Annotated in this window: 20 protein-coding genes and 1 tRNA gene; 9 read left to right on the top strand and 12 right to left on the bottom strand. The window is 66.6% G+C overall.

All coding sequences use genetic code 11. The features are described 5' to 3' along the window. The first annotated feature begins 70 nt into the window (after positions 1–70). The gene (locus tag JNG39_RS03530; protein ID WP_368309705.1) at positions 71–253 is read left to right on the top strand and encodes a CsbD family protein; all 183 of its coding nucleotides are present in this window, start codon (positions 71–73) and stop codon (positions 251–253) included. Positions 254–320: 67 nt separating this feature from the next. On the opposite strand, the gene JNG39_RS03525 is transcribed toward JNG39_RS03530, so the two are convergent. Further along, on the bottom strand, positions 321–446 hold the full coding sequence (locus tag JNG39_RS03525) for a hypothetical protein (RefSeq protein ID WP_368309703.1): 126 nt from the start codon (positions 444–446) through the stop codon (positions 321–323). Between the two features lie 149 nt (positions 447–595). On the opposite strand from JNG39_RS03525, the gene JNG39_RS03520 reads away from it, so the two are divergent. Then, positions 596–2,611, top strand: coding sequence for a PAS domain-containing protein (locus tag JNG39_RS03520; RefSeq protein WP_368309701.1), 2,016 nt, complete (start codon positions 596–598; stop codon positions 2,609–2,611). Between the two features lie 58 nt (positions 2,612–2,669). Then, complete coding sequence (locus JNG39_RS03515; RefSeq protein WP_368309699.1) at positions 2,670–2,822, top strand: hypothetical protein; 153 nt, start codon at positions 2,670–2,672, stop codon at positions 2,820–2,822. On the opposite strand, the gene JNG39_RS03510 is transcribed toward JNG39_RS03515, so the two are convergent. Next, complete coding sequence (locus JNG39_RS03510; protein ID WP_368309698.1) at positions 2,823–2,996, bottom strand: hypothetical protein; 174 nt, start codon at positions 2,994–2,996, stop codon at positions 2,823–2,825. Positions 2,997–3,254: 258 nt separating this feature from the next. On the opposite strand from JNG39_RS03510, the gene JNG39_RS03505 reads away from it, so the two are divergent. Next, the gene (locus JNG39_RS03505) at positions 3,255–3,962 is read left to right on the top strand and encodes a Crp/Fnr family transcriptional regulator (protein WP_368309696.1); all 708 of its coding nucleotides are present in this window, start codon (positions 3,255–3,257) and stop codon (positions 3,960–3,962) included. A gap of 8 nt (positions 3,963–3,970) precedes the next feature. Here JNG39_RS03505 and JNG39_RS03500 read toward each other — a convergent pair whose 3' ends face one another. From JNG39_RS03500 to JNG39_RS03490, 3 genes are all read right to left on the bottom strand, one after another. Beyond that, complete coding sequence (locus tag JNG39_RS03500) at positions 3,971–4,213, bottom strand: hypothetical protein (RefSeq protein WP_368309694.1); 243 nt, start codon at positions 4,211–4,213, stop codon at positions 3,971–3,973. A 70-nt stretch (positions 4,214–4,283) separates the two neighbouring features. Next, a complete protein-coding gene (locus tag JNG39_RS03495; protein WP_368309693.1) occupies positions 4,284–4,529 on the bottom strand; it encodes a hypothetical protein in 246 nt (81 codons plus the stop codon). 102 nt (positions 4,530–4,631) lie between these two features. Next, positions 4,632–5,381: an NADPH-dependent F420 reductase gene (locus JNG39_RS03490; protein WP_368309691.1), complete on the bottom strand. Its 750-nt coding sequence runs from the start codon at positions 5,379–5,381 to the stop codon at positions 4,632–4,634. A gap of 61 nt (positions 5,382–5,442) precedes the next feature. On the opposite strand from JNG39_RS03490, the gene JNG39_RS03485 reads away from it, so the two are divergent. Continuing rightward, a complete protein-coding gene (locus JNG39_RS03485) occupies positions 5,443–6,477 on the top strand; it encodes a TraB/GumN family protein (protein ID WP_368309690.1) in 1,035 nt (344 codons plus the stop codon). Here the strand turns inward: JNG39_RS03485 and JNG39_RS03480 are convergent. The 3 genes from JNG39_RS03480 to JNG39_RS03470 all read right to left on the bottom strand — a co-directional run bounded on the left by JNG39_RS03480 (position 6,474) and on the right by JNG39_RS03470 (position 9,364). Continuing rightward, positions 6,474–6,854 carry a hypothetical protein gene (locus tag JNG39_RS03480; RefSeq protein ID WP_247374326.1) on the bottom strand — a complete coding sequence of 127 codons (381 nt, stop codon included), beginning with the start codon at positions 6,852–6,854 and terminating at the stop codon, positions 6,474–6,476. The genes JNG39_RS03485 and JNG39_RS03480 overlap by 4 nt on opposite strands. Positions 6,855–7,018: 164 nt before the next feature. After that, positions 7,019–7,516 (bottom strand): tetratricopeptide repeat protein, encoded by a 498-nt coding sequence (locus JNG39_RS03475; RefSeq protein ID WP_368309688.1) that lies wholly within the window; start codon positions 7,514–7,516, stop codon positions 7,019–7,021. Positions 7,517–7,657: 141 nt separating this feature from the next. Next, positions 7,658–9,364, bottom strand: a complete 1,707-nt coding sequence (locus JNG39_RS03470) for a patatin-like phospholipase family protein (RefSeq protein WP_368309687.1) — start codon at positions 9,362–9,364, stop codon at positions 7,658–7,660. A 128-nt stretch (positions 9,365–9,492) separates the two neighbouring features. Between JNG39_RS03470 and JNG39_RS03465 the strand changes: the two genes are divergently transcribed. From JNG39_RS03465 to JNG39_RS03455, 3 genes are read left to right on the top strand one after another with little or no spacing between them, the layout of a single operon-like run. After that, complete coding sequence (locus JNG39_RS03465; protein WP_368310804.1) at positions 9,493–10,032, top strand: DUF924 family protein; 540 nt, start codon at positions 9,493–9,495, stop codon at positions 10,030–10,032. A 4-nt stretch (positions 10,033–10,036) separates the two neighbouring features. Then, positions 10,037–10,372: a tRNA-binding protein gene (locus JNG39_RS03460; RefSeq protein WP_368309684.1), complete on the top strand. Its 336-nt coding sequence runs from the start codon at positions 10,037–10,039 to the stop codon at positions 10,370–10,372. A gap of 37 nt (positions 10,373–10,409) precedes the next feature. Next, positions 10,410–10,760: a UBP-type zinc finger domain-containing protein gene (locus JNG39_RS03455; protein ID WP_368309682.1), complete on the top strand. Its 351-nt coding sequence runs from the start codon at positions 10,410–10,412 to the stop codon at positions 10,758–10,760. Positions 10,761–10,764: 4 nt separating this feature from the next. Here JNG39_RS03455 and JNG39_RS03450 read toward each other — a convergent pair whose 3' ends face one another. The 4 genes from JNG39_RS03450 to tpiA form a co-directional block, all read right to left on the bottom strand. Then, positions 10,765–12,858 (bottom strand): putative bifunctional diguanylate cyclase/phosphodiesterase, encoded by a 2,094-nt coding sequence (locus JNG39_RS03450; protein WP_368309681.1) that lies wholly within the window; start codon positions 12,856–12,858, stop codon positions 10,765–10,767. 197 nt (positions 12,859–13,055) lie between these two features. Beyond that, positions 13,056–13,140: transfer RNA gene (locus JNG39_RS03445), tRNA-Leu, on the bottom strand. Between the two features lie 25 nt (positions 13,141–13,165). Continuing rightward, complete coding sequence (gene secG, locus JNG39_RS03440) at positions 13,166–13,612, bottom strand: preprotein translocase subunit SecG (RefSeq protein WP_368309679.1); 447 nt, start codon at positions 13,610–13,612, stop codon at positions 13,166–13,168. A gap of 28 nt (positions 13,613–13,640) precedes the next feature. Further along, the gene (gene tpiA, locus JNG39_RS03435) at positions 13,641–14,390 is read right to left on the bottom strand and encodes a triose-phosphate isomerase (RefSeq protein ID WP_368309678.1); all 750 of its coding nucleotides are present in this window, start codon (positions 14,388–14,390) and stop codon (positions 13,641–13,643) included. 149 nt (positions 14,391–14,539) lie between these two features. Between tpiA and JNG39_RS03430 the strand changes: the two genes are divergently transcribed. Next, positions 14,540–16,933, top strand: coding sequence for a DUF3772 domain-containing protein (locus JNG39_RS03430; RefSeq protein WP_368309677.1), 2,394 nt, complete (start codon positions 14,540–14,542; stop codon positions 16,931–16,933). Positions 16,934–17,020 lie beyond the last annotated feature (87 nt).

Genomic DNA, 17,020 nt, shown 5'->3' with positions numbered 1-17,020 from the left:
ACGGGCCGCTTATGCCCCCGCGCGGTAAACCCGTCGCACTGCGAACGGCGCAGTGTCACAGGAAACCACCATGGACAAGAACCGCACCGAAGGCATGAAACACGAAGTCAAGGGCGCCATGAAGGAAGCTGCTGGCAAGATCACCGGCAACCACGCCAAGCAGGCGGCCGGCAATATCGAAAAGAACGCCGGCAAGGTACAGAAGGAAGTCGGCAAGGCCGCCGACGAATCGCGCAAGGATCGTCACCACTGACCGATCTTCGGCATGCTCCCCCGGCGCGGGCGCCCTTGCGGCGCCCGCGCGTCGTTTCGGTCAACGCTTACGTACAACCACGCACGAGGAAAATGAGGATCAGCACGGGAATCGGCACACCGAGAATCCACAGCAGTATGTAGCCGATACCCCCCTTCTGGCCGCGCGGGGTGGGCATGTGTTCGTCGCTCATGGGACATCCTCCTCGTATTGTCCGGGCCAACGCTCACAGCAGGCGCGTGGAATGGACGTGAGCATCCCGCCATCGGCGCCTTCGCAACGACATCGTCGCCTGGCTTCGTGCATGATGGCGCCGGGAACCCGAGGAACGTCCACGCCTCCATGTCGCGCACCGCCGATCCGTTCGATTTCCTCCCTGGCGATTCGCCCGCCGCCGACGAGGTGCGCGCGTTCGACTGGTCGACCTCGGTCATCGGTCCGCCCGAGCGGTGGCCGGTGGCGCTACGCGCGGTGCTGTCCACCGTCTTCCACACGCCACGACCGATGTTCGTCGCGGCCGGACGCGGGCGCGTGCTCTTCTTCAACGACAGCTTTCGTCCCATGCTGGGGTCGCGCCTGGCGGGCGCCTCGGGCAAAGCCATCGCCGAACTGTGGACGGATGTCCACTCGGATGCGGCGACGCACGTCGAGCGTGCGTTTTCCGGCGAAAGTTCGGTACATCGCGACATGCCCCTGCGGTTGTCCCGCCACGGCTTCGCCGAAGAGACCTGGTGGACGTTCTCCTACATGCCGCTGCGCGACGAGCACGGCACCATCATCGGCATCCACGCGGTCACCCACGAGACCACGCGGGCCGTGCGATCGTCCATGGTGCTACGCGAACTCAACACGTCGCTGGAACGCGAGATCGACCTGCGCACACGCGAACGCGACCAGATATGGGGCATCTCGCGCGACCTCTACGTGGTATCCACGCGCGACGGCCACTACCGCAACGTGAATCCGGCGTGGCGGCACGAAATGGGCTACGACACCAGCGAACTGGTGGGCACCGGGTTCGAGGAACTGGTTCATCCCGACGACATCGATCGTGCGCGTGACGCCATCACCCAGCTCATGGACGGCGACGTGGTGGTCGACCTCGAATTACGCGTGCGCGCGAAGAGCGGCGACTATGTGTGGTTCGCGTGGACCTGCGTGCCCGACGGCGATGTCGTCTACGCCATGGGACGCAATACGCAGCGGCGCCGCGACATGGAAGACCAACTGCGCCACGCGCAAAAGCTCGAAGCGATCGGCCGCCTCACTGGCGGCATCGCGCACGATTTCAACAATATCCTCGGCGGCATCGGCGGTGCCATCGAAGTGGTGAGCGATCGTCTCGACAGCGGCCGCCTCGACGGCACGCGCCGCTTGCTGGATGCCGCGGGCGGCGCGGTCAAACGGGCGGCGGGGCTCACCCATCGCCTGCTGGCCTACTCACGACAGCAGGCGCTGTCGCTCTCGGACGTCGACGCCAACGCCATCGTGCGCGGCCTCGACCTGCTGCTGCGCCCCCTGCTCGGCGAACGGCTCGAACTGAACCTGCGCATGCAACCCGACCTGTGGCGCACGCTGTCCGATGCCAGCCAGCTGGAAAGCGCGGTGCTCAACCTGGCGATCAACGCGCGCGACGCGATGCCCCAGGGCGGCACGCTGACGATCCGCACGTACAACGCGCCATCGAGCGACATCGGCTCGGGCCACGCGGACTACGTGGTCATCTCGGTGACCGATACCGGTACCGGCATGTCGCGCGCCGTCATCGAGAAAGCTTTCGACCCGTTCTTCACCACCAAGGCGATCGGCCAGGGTACCGGCCTGGGGCTGTCGATGGTGGACGGATTCGCGCGACAGACCGGCGGCCGCGCGGTGATCGAATCGGCGCCCGGCAAGGGCACCACGGTGAGCCTCTGGCTACCGCGCCATGTCGGCGAGACCGACACGCAACACGCCCATGTCGCGGACATGGCGCATCCCGGCCAGGGCGAACACCTGTTGCTCGTCGAGGACGAATACATGCTGCGCTCGCTCGCGCGCGAGGTGCTCGAGGAAGCGGGCTACGTCGTGAGCGCCTGCGAAGACGCCCACGAGGCGCTCGGCGTGCTGCGTGGCGAAAATCCGCCCGACCTGCTGGTGACCGACATCGGCCTGCCCGGCATGGATGGCAGGCAGCTCCTGCTCAGCGCCCGCGAGACGCGGCCCGACCTGCCGGTTCTCTTCATCACCGGCTACGCATGGGAGGCTTTCGCGGATTCCCCGCGCCTTCCCGAGCGCGCCCACCTGCTGAGCAAACCGTTTTCGGTACGCGCGCTGGTCGACGCGGTAGCGGAGCTGCTCGACGCGACGCGACGCTGACGCCCCGTTGACGATACGCCCGGACACTGGACGAACGGCTACCACGGAGGGCCCGATCATGAACCGTACGCGCTACTACGCCCTGCTCGCGCTAATTGCAGCGCTCCTGGCCATCTTCGTCATCGGCGCGATCCGCAAGGGTGGCCCCGCGGGCGACATCCCCGACGACGGTCACCGCGCGCCGGCCGCCTCGCGACCCACCGAGCGATGATCAGGCCGGCTCGGCTTCGGGCTCGTCGCGTGCACCTTCTAGGGCGGCGCGCTGCGTCGCCCTGAGGAACTCGGTGCCGTAGCGCATCACGAACGGGGCCACGTGCACGGGCACGTAGCCGTCGGGCAGGCTGCTGTTGGTCACCGGAGCGTCGTCGAGGTCGGGGCGCGTCATGCGTGGCGCTCCCGGCAACGAACATGGGTCGAACGGAACAACGTGAATCGACATGCCATGGCCAGTACGGCCCCCTATCGGTATTCCCCCAGGGGCTTTTACTAAGCGAAAAAACCGGCCACGTCAATATTCGGCCATCGGTCGATGTCCCACGATCGGATGCGGCATTTGCGCACAGCCGCCCGACATCGCCCTTCGGGACATCGCCTTCCGCCTAAAATCGACACCGCGCAAGCCGCACCGCACGGAGGTTCAGACATGCACCACGCCCGGCCCACCCCATCGTTCCGCCATGCTCGCTCCCCCGGGATCGCCTGTAGCGCGTCGTGCCGGCATGCATCGTCCTGCGAAGCCACGCGCGGGGGCGATCCGGCCCTGCTCGACGTGCGCCGGATCGTGGAACGCGTGGGCCCGTTCTCCGACGGCGACCGGCTGGTGCAGCCGGGCGCGCCCCACCTCGCGGCGTTTTCGGTGCTTTCGGGCATGGCCAAGACGATGCACGGCGAACACGTGGTGGCGTTTCACCTGCCTGGCGAACTGTTCGCGCTGGACGTCTCGCGCACGCATATGCACGACGCCTCGGTCGTGACGATCGGCAAGACGTGGTTCTGCCGCTTTCCCCGCGATGCCACGCATGCCTTGTGCTGCGCCAGCGACGACATCGCGCGACACCTGGGCACGTTGCGCCGGCGCGAGCACCGTGCCAGGAACGCATCGGCCTTCGAAGGCGACGCGCTGCGACGCGTTCGCGGCTTTCTTGCCGACCTTTTACGGCGGCACCGCGCCATCGAAAAGGAGAGCCGCTTCCTCGCCCTGCCCATGATGCGCGAAGACATCGGCAATCATCTGGGCATGAGCGCCGCCACGGTGACGCGCATGCTGGCGAAGTTGCGCGATGCGGGTACGCTGGTCATTCGGCCTGGCGGTGTCGACATACTCGACGAGGTAGCGCTCCACGCGCCCTAGCGAGCGCCTCAGGTGTCGCCCTCTCCCGGGTCGAAACCCTCGCGCTCCTTCATCAGCTCGCGAGCCGCGGCGACTCCCAGGCGCATACCTTCCTCGCACGCGTCCGCCTCGTTGTCGTGCAACGTGACGCACAGTTTCTCTTTCAACTCCTCGCCGTCTTCGCTGATGACGTACTTGCCTCGCCAACGGCCGGGCTTGGCAACGTAACAACTACCTTCGACGTCGAAGTAACCGATTTTTCGATGGGACATGGACAAGGCGACCCTCCTTTGGCCGTCATCGTCGGCCAAGAAGGGTCAAGGCGGTGTGCATCCGCCGCCGTCAATGCAATTGCGAAATAGGTCGCTTGGCGCTGGATTCGAATTCGCGCCAGATGCCGTCGGCACCCTCGACGCTCACCAGCACCTGGGTGCCTTGCTGCGCGCCGACCAGCTTCGATTGCTGTATGGCGTAAGCAATGGCCTCGACCCGGCTGGAGAAGTTCTCCGTGGGCACGCCGTTGACCTGCACGTGCCACAGGCCCGCGATATCAGGTTTGAACGGAATGTCGTAGATGACCAGGGCCATGGACCTGCGAAGCGACGGCGCGGGAAGACAGAGCGTATTCCCTTGCCGGTTGGGCCACAACGTAACGCGGCGCGACGAAAGGTTCACGCCGCCGTCACGTCGTCAACGTGGCGCGTCGAACGTACCGGGACTCGCGTCGGACGCGCGCCACTCGGGGCCACGCTCCCTCGTCGCGTCGAGCAAGCCCTGGCGTACGCCTTCGAGATCGCGATCGGTGGTGTAGACCGGCGTGCCCGGTTGCTGCCGCCACGACTCCGCCAGCGTTCCCGCGTCCACACCGTCGAAGCCCAGCTCATCGACGAGCCGGAGCACCTTCGCCTTGGCATTGGGATCGTCGCCGGCGACGGGAAGCGCTATGCGCGTGTCCGCCGTCGAAGGCTGCCCGCGTTTACCCAGATGCTCGGCGTAGATGTTGTTGAACGCCTTGATGACGGGGCGACCCAACTGGTCGGATACCCACTGGCTCTCCGGCACGCCGTCCTCGATCGAAGCGATGCGGCCGTCGCGCTGGCGCGGGTAATAGTTGCCCGTGTCGACCACCACCGTATCGCCGGGCACTCCCTCGAAGAGATCGGACGGCAGATCGGGAATGCGGGATTCGGGGATGGTGACGATCACCACCTCGCCCCCTCGAGCCGCCTCCCGCGCGGTGACCGCGACGGCCCCGGTCTCGCGCTCGAGCTGGGATAGGGTTTCGGGGCCGCGCGAATTGGCGATGAGCACGTCGTGGCCGACTTCACGGAAACGCCTTGCCAGAACGGACCCGATATTTCCTGCGCCGATGATGCCTATTTTCATGCGGGGAACTCCGCCTCGGGGAAAGCGTCCATCTTGCCCGAACCACGTGAACACGGAGCGAGCGGCCGGTGATCGCCCTCGTACCCGCGCCGCCGCACTTGGATAGACTTCGCCGATGAACCTGCCCCGTCCCGCCCTCTTCCTGACGCTATGCCTGGCGCTGGCATCCAGCCCCTTGGCCGCGCAGACGGCCCCGCCACCGCCGCCCCTCCCGGCCTCGGCGGCCAGCGCCCCGCTGCTGGAAGCGGTGACGGTCAGCGGCGTGCAGCCCGGACCCGGCCTCTGGAAGGTCACGCGTGGCGACCACACCTTGCTCATCCTCGGCACGCTCTCGCCCATTCCGCGCGACGTCACCTGGAAAACCGATCAGATCGACGATGCCCTCGCCCACGCCGGTGAGCTGATCTTGCCGCCGAAGGTCGAGATCAAGCCCAACGTCGGCTTTTTCGGCCGGCTCGCCCTGCTGCCCTCGCTGATCGGCGTGCGCAACCTGCCCGACGGCGCCACCTTGCAGGAAACCGTGCCCGCCGACGTGTACCAACGGTGGCTCGCGGTGAAGGCGCGCTACATCGGCGACGAACGCAAGGTGGAACGCTACCGCCCGATTTTCGCGGCGGTGGAGCTCTACAAGCAGGCCGTGAAAAAGACGGGCCTGCGCAAGTCGGGCGACATCACGCGCGCGGTGATCGACCTGGCAACCCGGCATGGGGTCAAACAGGTGCCGGTACCGTATACGTTGCTGGTCGACGACCCGCGCTCGGTGGTAAAGGAGTTCAAACGCTCCACCCTCGACGACGTGTCCTGCTTTACCCAGAGCGTGGACAACATCGATGCCCAGCTCGCGGACATGACACGACGTGCCAACGCCTGGGCCACGGGCGACATCGACGGCCTGCGCGACGACCGCCGCGCGAAGCAGCTTCGCACCTGCCTGGATGCCATCACCGAAGGCGGCGCCGCGCAGCGCGCGGGCATCGCCGACGTGCCGCGCGAAGTACGCACGCGCTGGCTCGCCACGGTCGACGAGGCCATGGCGTCCACTCCGCAGAGCGTAGCCATCGTGCCCATCGACGACCTCCTGGGCGACGACGGCTACCTCGCCGCGCTCAAGGCCAAGGGTTACACGGTGGAATCCCCCGACGGCGACTAGCAGGCGCGTAATGCGCTGTTCGCTTCGCGAATGGCGTTTTCGAGCTGATGGGCACTGTAGGGCTTGCGCACCGTGGGTGCCCGATACCGGGTGGGGATGTCGACCGGTATGACACCGGTCGCCAGCACGTAGGGAATGCCGCGCCGCTTGAGTTCGTCCAGGGCCGGATACGCCATCACGCCCTGCAGGTCGAGGTCCACCACCGCCACGTCGAACCGTTCCACGTGGGCGACGCGGATGGCTTCCTCGATGCATCCCGCGCATGCCGCCACGTCGTAACCCAGGCGCTCGACGAGCAGGTCGGAAAGCGCGGAGGCCAGCCCCGCGTGGTCTTCGAATACGATGGCGCGCGGCACCGCGGCAGTGGTGTTGCTCATGGTTTCCTCGGGCGAAAAAGCCGGGCAGGACTCCCTGGAAACGAACCTACTACCGAATTTGCATGGTGAACATAGACCAGTAGACAGATCCGCGGCCATTGCCGGATTCGTTCTTCACGAATGCGAAATCGCGAGGGCGTTTGGCTCGATTGAAAACGAACCCGTCACTTATTGCCGGGGATGGCGTCGTCCGGCTCGACGATGAACGGCGGCGCCCCTCCATCGCTTCGACCGTCGCGGCCATGATCGTCACCCGCGCGCGCGATACGCTGGGCCATGCGCGCGCCGTCGCGGCGCAGTGAATCGCCCGGCCGACTCACTTCGGCGCTCGACATCAAGGCGGCCTGCGCCTGCTTCAGGCGCACCACGCCGAGGTTGTAGAGCGCCCGGGCATGGCGCGGGTCCAACTGCACGGCCCGGTCGTAGGCGGTGACCGCGGCGTCGGACTGCTGCAGGCGGAAGCGGGCGTTGCCAAGGCGATACCACGCATCGGCATCGCCGGGCAGCGCGCCGACGACGGCCTCGTAGAGCTTCGCGGCGCGGGCGATGTCGCCCATGGCATAGGCGCGATCGGCATCGGCCCGTTCCGTGGCCACATCCGTCGCGACCGGCACCGCCGGCGGCAACGTGCCCTGGGATGCGCAGCCGGCAAGCCAGGCCATTCCCGCCACCGCGGACCATCGAGCCCATCCCGTCGCCATGGCGGCACTCCCTCGAAGAACAAGGGGAGGACATTGCCGTGCGGGGGTGGGTACGTCAATCGGCGAAAGAGCCGATGGCACGCCATGGGCTTATCGGCCGATTCAGATCAGGTCCGCGTCCTTCAGCGCCTTGCGAATCCGCCCCATCGCGATATCCATCAGTTTCCCCCGGGCGTAGGTCCGCCAGGCCAGCCAGGTTAGGATCTTGTCCGTCCAGTTCTTCGTGCCGACGCGATACAGGGCCTGCAACCGGTCGCGCAAGGGCTTTTCCAGCGTGCCGGGATCGAACGCTCCCTTGGGCCACTCGGGCGCCACTTCTTCACGGTCGGCCGGATGACAGGCCTCGAGGAGCGGGATCACCGGCGCGTAGGTCACGCCGTCGCGCCGCCTGAGGTAACAGGCCAGGGCGGGGTCCCTGGCCCATCCCGCCACGAGGGGATTGTCCACCGGCACCACGAAGTGCTCGGCGAGAAACCATTGGCAATTGCGCCGTCCGAGCAGGAAGTCGTGGCGGCGATACGCTTTGCTGAAGAAACCCGCGAAACCGCCCAACCCACCGGCCGCCAGCGCCTTGCCGCCGACGAAGGCGTTCCCGTCGGCCGCATGGCGCGTGGGCGCGATGAGAAACCGGCTGTACACGGTATCGTCCATCGCCAGGGCCACCTCCTCCGGCTTGAAGCGCGCCTGCTGCTTCCACGACGAAAACAGGGCGGTCATCGACTCGAGGATGTTGATCTGGCTCGCCTCGGCCGGCCCGAGTTCGTCCGGTTCGGGAAACGGATCGATCATGACCACGATGCGGTTCACCTCGTTGCCCAGGCGCGGGTTACGGCCGAGCGATCCGGCCAGTTCCGTGCGCGCCAGTTCGAACGGCTCGTTGTCCATCGCGCCGCCATCGACGCCCACGAAGCGATAACCCGCCCCGCGATCGGAAGGCGCCCGCTCGGCCGGCGCGACCGACACCATGCGTACCTGCCCGTGCGCGTCGGGCACGGCCACGCTGCGCTGCGCGTAATCGCTCCAGCGCCGTTCGATCTGGCGGTAACGCAATCCTCCCGGGAAGGCGGCCGAGGCGAGCGCGGCCTCGCGCATCGCGTTCCACGCGCGGTCCGGCATCTGCCTGGGGAAGCCCACGTAGAGGTCGTCGGGGTATTCCCAGGTGCGGTCATAGGCACCGTTACCCGTATCCACCGCGAAACGCAGGTAGTCCGCATGCGCCACCATGTGGTGCGCGGCGCTCGGCGTGGAACCCGCGAACGGCACCTTGTAGGGCACGCCTCGCAGGTTGGTCACGGTGTAGATGCACTTGAAGGGACTGGCGACGTAAGGACGCGCCATCGCCGGTGCTTCGAAGCGCATCACCCGCTCGGCGATGCGGTCGAGTTCGTTCGAATCCAGCAACGACACCAGCGACGCGTCGGGCCCCTCGAGGTCGCCGGTACGCAGCAAGCCCTCGATGTCCAGGCGCTCGACCCAGGTGTCGTAGAACGGATTGTCCGCCGGCGACGCCGTGGACGCATGCACGTGGGGAAACGCATGCGGCAGCGCCAGCGACGATAGCAGGCCGTTGACGCTGCCGGCCGATGCGCCGGAGATCACCCTCAGCAACACATCGTGATCGGGCACTTTCTCCTTGCGGTCGCGAGCCGCGTACCAGCGTTCCAGCGCCTCGTAGAGAAAATCCAGCACGCCCGCGGCGTAGGCCCCGCCGGATACGGCGCCGGCCAGGGCCAGGCCGAGTTCGAACGTGCCGGGGCGGCAGGGAGGCGTCTTCTCGGGCCGGGCCAGGGGAAGTTCGGTGTCGGTCATGTGGCCACCTCGCACGGGAAAACCGTGAGATAGCACGGGACGGGGTGGTCATACCGCGGCGCATGCCACATCATCGGCGCATCGCACGAAAAGGATGCGCCATGTCTCCCGTTCCCACTCCCCTGCCGATGCCCGAAACGCCCGACCGCGTGGTGGCCTTCTGGCGCGATGCGGGTTACACGCGCTGGTTCGGCAGCGATGAGCGGTTCGATCGCGTATTTCGCGAGCACTTCCTCGGCGCGCACATGGCCGCGGCGCGGCGCGAACTCGACGCCTGGCTGGACGATGCGCAGGGCTGCCTGGCGTTGGTGCTCCTGCTCGACCAGTTTCCGCGCAACGCCTTTCGCGGCACGGCGCACATGTACGCCACCGATCCGCTCGCCCGCTTCGTCGCCCGCCACATGATCGAACGCGGTTTCGACGCGACGCTCGATCGCGACATGCGCACGTTCTGCTACCTGCCCTTCGAGCACTCCGAAGACATGGCGGATCAGCGCACGTCGCTGGCCTTGATCGAACCCCTGGGCGAACCGTACATGGGGTACGCGAAAGTGCATTTCGACATCGTCGAACGATTCCACCGCTTCCCCCACCGCAACCGCGAACTCGGTCGCGAGACCACGCCGCAGGAACAGGCATTCCTCGATGGCGGCGGCTTTTCCGGATAACGTCATGAACGAAGAGATCACCTGGGCCGACTTCGAGAAAGTGCAACTCGTCGCCGGCACCGTCACCCGTGTCGAACCCTTCCCCGAGGCGCGGCGCCCGGCGTACAAGCTCTGGGTCGACTTCGGCCCCCACGGCGAGCGCAAGACCAGCGCGCAGGTGACGGGCGTCTACCGGCCCGAAGACCTGGTGGGCAAGCAGGTCGTCGGCGTCATCAACTTTCCGGAAAAGCAGGTGGGGCCCTTCCGCTCGCAGTTCCTGCTGACGGGCTTCCATACCGACGAAGGCGTGGTGGTGACCACCGTGGAGCGACCGGTACCCAACGGCAGCCGCCTTGCCTGATAGCATCGCAACGACCGTCCGGCGAGGAGAGGCACCGATGAACGAGAAGATCCAGGGTATCGATCCGAGCGTGCCGCCCAGCGGCACCGGCTGCGTGGAATGCCTGGCCAGCGATAGCTGGTGGTTTCACCTGCGTCGTTGCGCGCAGTGCGGGCATATCGGCTGCTGCGACGACTCGCTGAACAAGCACGCGACGAAGCATTTCGAGGCCACCGGGCATGCCGTCATCCAGAGCTTCGAACCGGGCGAAGACTGGTTCTACAACTACGTGACCGAAGCGGTGTTCGAAGGGCCCGTGCTCGCCCCGCCGCACAGCCATCCCGACGACCAGCCCGTGCCCGGCCCCGAGGGCAAGGTGCCCAGGCGCTGGCAGCGCCTCCTGTCATAAGCCGTCAGTTGGCCTTCGCCAGCGCCACGCTTTGCATGAGCCGCTCGGGCGGTACCGGCGGACCGAGCAGGTAGCCCTGCAACGCATCGCAGCCCAGGCGCGTGAGCATGGCCTGCTGCTCGGGCGTCTCGACGCCCTCGGCGACGATGTTGAGGCCGAGCGTCTTGCCCAGCGCGACGATGGCCGACACGATGGCCTCGTCATCGTTGCCCTTGGTCAGCTCGGTGACGAAGCCGCGGTCGATCTTCAGCTCATCGGCGGGCAACTGCTTGAGATAGAGCAGGCTCGAATACCCCGTGCCGAAGTCGTCGATGGCGATACCCACGCCCAGGTCCGCCACCTGGTTGAGAATGGCCAGGCTCGCCTCCGCGTCGCGCATCGCCGTGGACTCGGTCACTTCGAGCACGAGGTGACGGCCTTCGAGCCCATGGCGGTCGAGGGCCGCGCGTACCACCTCGATGAGTCCCGGATGGGAGAGCTGCACCGTGGACAGGTTCACGGCGACCGTCCACGTGGCGTGTCCCTCGTCGAGCCATACACGCATCTGGCGGCAGGCTTCGTCGATCACCCAGTTGCCTATCGGCACGATGAGCCCCGTGCGTTCGGCGATGGGCAGGAAGCCGTCCGGCGCGACCATGCCATGGCCCGGGCGATTCCAGCGCAACAACGCCTCGACACCGACCATCGGCCCTCCCGGCGAGATCATCTTCGGCTGGTAGTGCAGCACGAACTCCTTGCGATCGATGGCGCGTCGCAGGTCCTGCTGGAGCATCAACTGAAGGTGCACGTTCGCGTTCATCGCGCTTTCGAAAAAGCGGTAACCATTACGCCCCTGCTCCTTCGCGTGGTACATCGCCGCATCGGCATTCACCAGAAGGTCGTGTTCGACCAGCCCGTTCTCCGGGAACAGCGCGATGCCGATGCTGACCGACACGTGCATCGACGTGCCGTGGATGACGTACGGCGCGCCCAGTTCCTCCACGAGGCGTTGGGCCACTTCGGCGGCCTCTTCCGGGCGAGTCACGTCCATGACCATCACGAATTCGTCGCCGCCGAGACGGGCCACGGTGTCTTCATCGCGCGCGCCGTCCTGGATGCGCCGCGCGACTTCCCTGAGCAACAGATCGCCGGCGTGGTGACCGAACACGTCGTTCACGGCCTTGAAGCCATCCAGATCCATGAACAGCACGGCGAAGGCCCCTCGCCCGCGCGTCGCCTTGTGGATGGCCTGTTCGATGCGATCGCCCAGCAACATGCGGTTCGGCAACCGGGTAAGGTTGTCGTGCAGCGCCAACTGCATCAGCTCGCTGTTGGCCTTGTCGAGCGATCTGGCAAGCAGGTTGGCGCGCACGTCGAGCATGGACACCACGAGGGCGACCGCGAGTACGGTCACGGTCACGCCGATCACCACGACCGCGAGCCACCGCGTCTCGATACCGGTGAAGGCGGCGCCGCAGACACTGCCGACGGGAAAGCGCGCCGCCGCCATGCCGGTGTAATGCATGCCGACGATGGCGCAGCCCATCACCAGCGACGCGCCCAGCCGGGCGAGCATGACGCGCTCGCTGTCGCTGCGCAGACGGAACGCGATCCACAACGCCGCGCCGGAGGCCAGCACCGCGATGATCACCGACGCGGTGAACGGCACCACGTCGTACGACACCTCGGGGATCATCCGCATCGCGGCCATGCCGGTGTAGTGCATCGCCGCGATGCCGGCGCCCATCAGGATGGCGCCGATGCCGAGGCGCAACCAGGGCAGCTCTTTCTGGAAGACCAGCCACAGCGCGAACGCCGACGACACGATCGCGATCACCAGGGAGAGCAAGGTCAGGTCGAGGTCGTAACCCAGCGCGATGGGCAACCGGAAGGCCAGCATGCCGATGAAATGCATCGACCAGATGCCGAAACCCATGGCGAACGAGCCGCCCGCCAGCCACAGCCCCGCCCCCACGCCACGGGCATGGGCCAGCCGCGCCGCCATGGTCAGCGCGGTATACGACGCCAGCACCGCCACCAGCAACGACACCACCACCAGCGACGTGCTGTAGGTGCCTGGAAGCGACGGAAACGGCGCATCGAAAAGAATAGTGGGCACGTGGTCCAGGCCTGCAGGATGAGTGCCGGCGGTCGATCGGTGCCCGGCTGTCTGAGCATTATCGGCAACGACACGGGTTTCTTGAAACACCCTGAAACCCGAATGGAGAACCCATTCCGGAACCCTGGTGCCAGACACAAAAAAACCCGCTTTCGCGGGTTGTTTTGCGATCCGGTTGAGGTAATCCGGATCTGTGTTGGTGCCCAAGGGGGGACTCGAACCCCCACGACCTAAGCCGCTACCACCTCAAGGTAGTGCGTCTACCAATTCCGCCACCTGGGCATAACTCTGAAACTGTGGTGTTGCCTTACTTCTTGGCCGGTTCGGCAGGCGCCTTCGGGGCATTCTGCGTCGCGGCCGGAACCTCGTTGTTTGCCGTCGGCGCCGTAGCGGCCGGGACATCGCCGCCGGCCGGAGCCTTCGGCACGTCCGTCGCCGGAGCGACCGGAGCGTTGTTGGCGGGCGCGGCCGGCGTGACAGCACCGGACATGACGCCAAGATCCGCAGCCGGCTGGGGAGTGCCCGAATGGCTGAGGTAGATACCCATACCCAGGCTAAGCACGAAGAACAGTGCCGCCAGGATCGCGGTGGCGCGAGTCATGAAGCTCGACGAACCACGCGCACCGAACACCGTGGCCGAAGCACCGCCACCGAATCCGGAACCTGCGTCCGCACCGGCACCGCGCTGCATCAGAATCAGCACGATCATCGCCGCGGCGATCAGGATATAAAAAACGCTGAAGAGAATGAACATGTCTTCTCAGTTTACCGTGTCGCGCTAATCAACGCGCCGCGGCGCATATATCCAGGAAATCGGGAGCCACCAGGGCGGCACCACCGACCAATCCCCCATCGACGTCCGGCTGGGCGAAAAGTTCGGCCGCGTTGGCCGGCTTGACGCTTCCACCGTAGAGCACCCGGGTGAGGAGCGAGATATTAGCATCCTTTTTTGCCAGTTGGCTACGGATCGACGAATGAATTTTTTGCGCCTGCGCCGGCGTGGCCGTGAGGCCCGTGCCGATCGCCCAGACGGGTTCGTAAGCGACCGCGGCCTGGCGAAAGGCCTCGATGCCGACGTGGTCGACCACCGCGAGCAGCTGGCGATGGATCACCTCCTCGGCCCTGCCCGCTTCGTGCTCTTCCTTCGTTTCGCCCACGCAGAGAATGGGCTTGAGTCCACCCGCCTGCGCGGCCTCGAACTTGCGGGCCACCAGGTGGTCGGACTCGCCCTGGTACTGCCGGCGCTCGGAGTGGCCCACCAGCACCCAGTCGGCGCCCACGTCGCGCAGCATCGGGGCGGAGACCTCGCCGGTGTAGGCGCCCTGCGCGTGGTGCTCCGACACGTCCTGTCCGCCGAAAAGCAGGCCGCGGTCGCGATAGCGTCCGGCCAGTTCGGGCAGGTAGACGTCGGGCGGCATCACCATCACGTCGACGCCGTCGGGCAGGTTTTCGACGATGTCGCGCACGAGGGCGTCGGCCATGGCGCGGGAGCCATGCATCTTCCAGTTTCCGGCTACGAGCTTCTTGCGCATGGTCGGTTTCCGGCTCGATGAAAAGGGGGCGCAGGATAACGGCGGCCTTCCCGGCCGCAAAGCTGCAATGCCGCATACCCGGCATTCATCCCGGGTAACGCATAGCTACGGCCATTGACCTGTTCCGGCCTGCCTTCGATCATCCTCGCATGCGCTCCTTAAGAATAATCCTAACCGTTCTGCTCCTGGCCCTGACCGGGGTCGCGTTCGCCCAAGGCACCGACGCTCCCACGCCCGCCCAGCAGATCGACGACCTGAGGGGCCAGCTCGACCAGGTCGAGAAGGCGATGAAGGCCGACAACATCGACGATGCCGCCATCGACGACCTGCGCGGGAACGCCACCGACATCGCCGGGAAAGCGCAAAAGGTATCGGCCGCGCTGCAGCCGAACCGTGATGCCGCCAAGGCCCGGCTCGACCAGCTCGGCCCCCCGCCCGCCGCCGGGGCCCATGAGGCACCCGAACTGGCGGCCGCGCGCAAGGACGCCCAGAAGGCCTTCGACGCCGTCGACGCGCAGATCAAGCAGATCGACGGTATCGCGCTGGAGGCCCAGCAGACCGGCAACCAGCTTTCCGACCTGCGCCGCATCCGTTTCCAGGAGCTGATCGCCAAGCGCACGCACTCGCCGCTGTCGCGCGCGTTCTGGTCGGAGCCGGCCACGGCCTTCCCCCGCGATTACGCCAACATGCGCGACGTCGTTCAGGGCGTACGTGACGACATCACCGCCAGTTGGGCTCGCGGCAGCCGCACGGCGCTGGTGGCCTGCGCGATCTTCGGCCTGCTGCTGATGACCGGGGTGCGCTTCTATCTGGAGCATCGCGCCCGGGAGCTCACCGCCAATCGCATGCCCCCGGGCCGCCTGCGCCGTTCGGCACTGATCGTGGGCATCGCGCTCACCTCCACGCTCACCACCGGGATGGGTACGCAACTCATCTACCTGGGCCTGAACTGGAACGACACCTTCAGCGACGACACCAACGCACTTGCGCTGGGCATCGTGCGGCAGGTGTTCTTCGGCGCTTTCATCGCCGGCCTCGGACGCGCGCTGATTTCCGCGAAACGGCCGTCATGGCGGCTGCCGCCGCTCTCGGACGAGACCGCGCTGCACCTGCGCCGCTTCCCGATGCTGTTGTCGCTGTCCGTGGTGCTGTTCCAGTTCCTGCACACGTTCGACCGCACCGCGGGATCCAGCCTCGCCGCGACGGTCGCCACCAGCAGCCTGCAGGCGGTGGTGCTCACGGTCATCATGGCCGTGGCCCTGGCCCGCCTGAGCCGCGCGCATCGCCACGCCACCGACGGCACCCCGCCACCGCCGCGGCCGGTATGGGCCAGCCTGTTCATCGTGGCCGCCTGGATCGCCATCGTCACGTCGTGGCTGGCCCTGCTGACCGGCTACATCGCGTTCGCCGCCTTCCTTGCCACCCGCCTCGTCTGGACCGTGATCGTGATCGCGGCCACGTACCTCGCCATGCGCCTGGTCGACGATCTCTTCGAAACGCTGCTGTCGGAAAAGGGACCGATGAGCGCCCGCGCGCAAGCCGTGTTCGGCATGGATCCGAAGCTGCTCGACCAGGCCGGCGTGCTGCTGTCCGGCGTGGCGCGGCTGGCGCTTTTCCTGTTCGGCCTCACCGCCGTGATGAAGGGCATCGGCGCGGATGCCACCGACGTGATCGCCCTGGGCGGCAAGCTGCAATCGCTGGAAATCTACGGCGTGAAGATGCAGCCCGAACGCGTGCTCACCGCGATCGGCATGTTCTTCCTCGGCCTGCTCGCCGTGCGCGTGGTGAAGAACTGGATGTCCGACCAGTACCTGCCGCGCACGGACCTCGACCCGGGCATGCGCAGTTCGCTCACCACCCTGCTCGGTTACGTGGGCGTGGTGATCGTAGTGGCGATCGCGCTGCTCGCGATGGGCCTTTCGGTGCAGAACATCGCCTGGGTGGCCTCGGCCCTGTCGGTGGGTATCGGCTTCGGCTTGCAGGCGATCGTGCAGAACTTCATTTCGGGCCTGATCCTGTTGGCGGAGCGGCCGGTGAAGGTCGGCGACTGGGTGGTGCTCGACGATGCCGAGGGCGACATCCGCCGGATCAACGTGCGTGCCACCGAGATCCAGGTGGCCGACCGTTCGACGATCATCGTGCCGAACTCGTCGTTCATCACCAAGCCCGTGCGCAACATGACCATGTCCAATCCGCAGGGGCGCGTGCTGATTAAGCTGCCGATGCCGCTGGATACCGATCCGGTGGTGGCCCGCGAGCATATGCTGGCGGCGATGCACGACCACGCGTCGGTGGCGGATGCGCCCGCGCCGTTGGTGTTGCTCGACAACATCGACCACACGGCGATGACCTTCATGGCGATCTGCTACGTGGGCAGCCCGCGCGACGCCGGCGGCGTGAAGAGCGACCTGCTGTTCGACATCATCGCGCGGCTGCGCGAGGCGAACATTCCCTTGTTGCGGCCGCAGGACATGGTGTTGCGGTCGGTGCCTTCGGAGCCCGTGGCGCCGGGGGCGTCCACCGAGCCGGATGGCGCGAGCTAAAGGACACACCTTGCCCGGCAGGAGCCGCTTCAGCGGCGATGCACGCCGCAGGACGGTTTGACAGCGCCGAGGAATCGGCTCCTACCG

Origin of the sequence: Luteibacter sp. CQ10, assembly GCF_040900725.1 — a bacterium.
GTDB lineage: Bacteria > Pseudomonadota > Gammaproteobacteria > Xanthomonadales > Rhodanobacteraceae > Luteibacter.
Note: the sequence above shows the minus strand (reverse complement) of the source record. Positions and strands in the feature narration are given on the sequence as shown.

Excerpts from the sequence above, each read along its gene's own strand:
- JNG39_RS03530 (WP_368309705.1), top strand. The coding sequence starts at position 71 with ATGGACAAGAACCGCACCGAAGGCATGAAACACGAAGTCAAGGGCGCC.
- JNG39_RS03525 (WP_368309703.1), bottom strand. The coding sequence starts at position 446 with ATGAGCGACGAACACATGCCCACCCCGCGCGGCCAGAAGGGGGGTATC.
- JNG39_RS03520 (WP_368309701.1), top strand. The coding sequence starts at position 596 with ATGTCGCGCACCGCCGATCCGTTCGATTTCCTCCCTGGCGATTCGCCC.
- JNG39_RS03515 (WP_368309699.1), top strand. The coding sequence starts at position 2,670 with ATGAACCGTACGCGCTACTACGCCCTGCTCGCGCTAATTGCAGCGCTC.
- JNG39_RS03510 (WP_368309698.1), bottom strand. The coding sequence starts at position 2,996 with ATGACGCGCCCCGACCTCGACGACGCTCCGGTGACCAACAGCAGCCTG.
- JNG39_RS03505 (WP_368309696.1), top strand. The coding sequence starts at position 3,255 with ATGCACCACGCCCGGCCCACCCCATCGTTCCGCCATGCTCGCTCCCCC.
- JNG39_RS03500 (WP_368309694.1), bottom strand. The coding sequence starts at position 4,213 with ATGTCCCATCGAAAAATCGGTTACTTCGACGTCGAAGGTAGTTGTTAC.
- JNG39_RS03495 (WP_368309693.1), bottom strand. The coding sequence starts at position 4,529 with ATGGCCCTGGTCATCTACGACATTCCGTTCAAACCTGATATCGCGGGC.
- JNG39_RS03485 (WP_368309690.1), top strand. The coding sequence starts at position 5,443 with ATGAACCTGCCCCGTCCCGCCCTCTTCCTGACGCTATGCCTGGCGCTG.
- JNG39_RS03480 (WP_247374326.1), bottom strand. The coding sequence starts at position 6,854 with ATGAGCAACACCACTGCCGCGGTGCCGCGCGCCATCGTATTCGAAGAC.
- JNG39_RS03475 (WP_368309688.1), bottom strand. The coding sequence starts at position 7,516 with ATGGCCTGGCTTGCCGGCTGCGCATCCCAGGGCACGTTGCCGCCGGCG.
- JNG39_RS03470 (WP_368309687.1), bottom strand. The coding sequence starts at position 9,364 with ATGACCGACACCGAACTTCCCCTGGCCCGGCCCGAGAAGACGCCTCCC.
- JNG39_RS03465 (WP_368310804.1), top strand. The coding sequence starts at position 9,493 with ATGCCCGAAACGCCCGACCGCGTGGTGGCCTTCTGGCGCGATGCGGGT.
- JNG39_RS03460 (WP_368309684.1), top strand. The coding sequence starts at position 10,037 with ATGAACGAAGAGATCACCTGGGCCGACTTCGAGAAAGTGCAACTCGTC.
- JNG39_RS03455 (WP_368309682.1), top strand. The coding sequence starts at position 10,410 with ATGAACGAGAAGATCCAGGGTATCGATCCGAGCGTGCCGCCCAGCGGC.
- secG (WP_368309679.1), bottom strand. The coding sequence starts at position 13,612 with ATGTTCATTCTCTTCAGCGTTTTTTATATCCTGATCGCCGCGGCGATG.
- tpiA (WP_368309678.1), bottom strand. The coding sequence starts at position 14,390 with ATGCGCAAGAAGCTCGTAGCCGGAAACTGGAAGATGCATGGCTCCCGC.
- JNG39_RS03430 (WP_368309677.1), top strand. The coding sequence starts at position 14,540 with ATGCGCTCCTTAAGAATAATCCTAACCGTTCTGCTCCTGGCCCTGACC.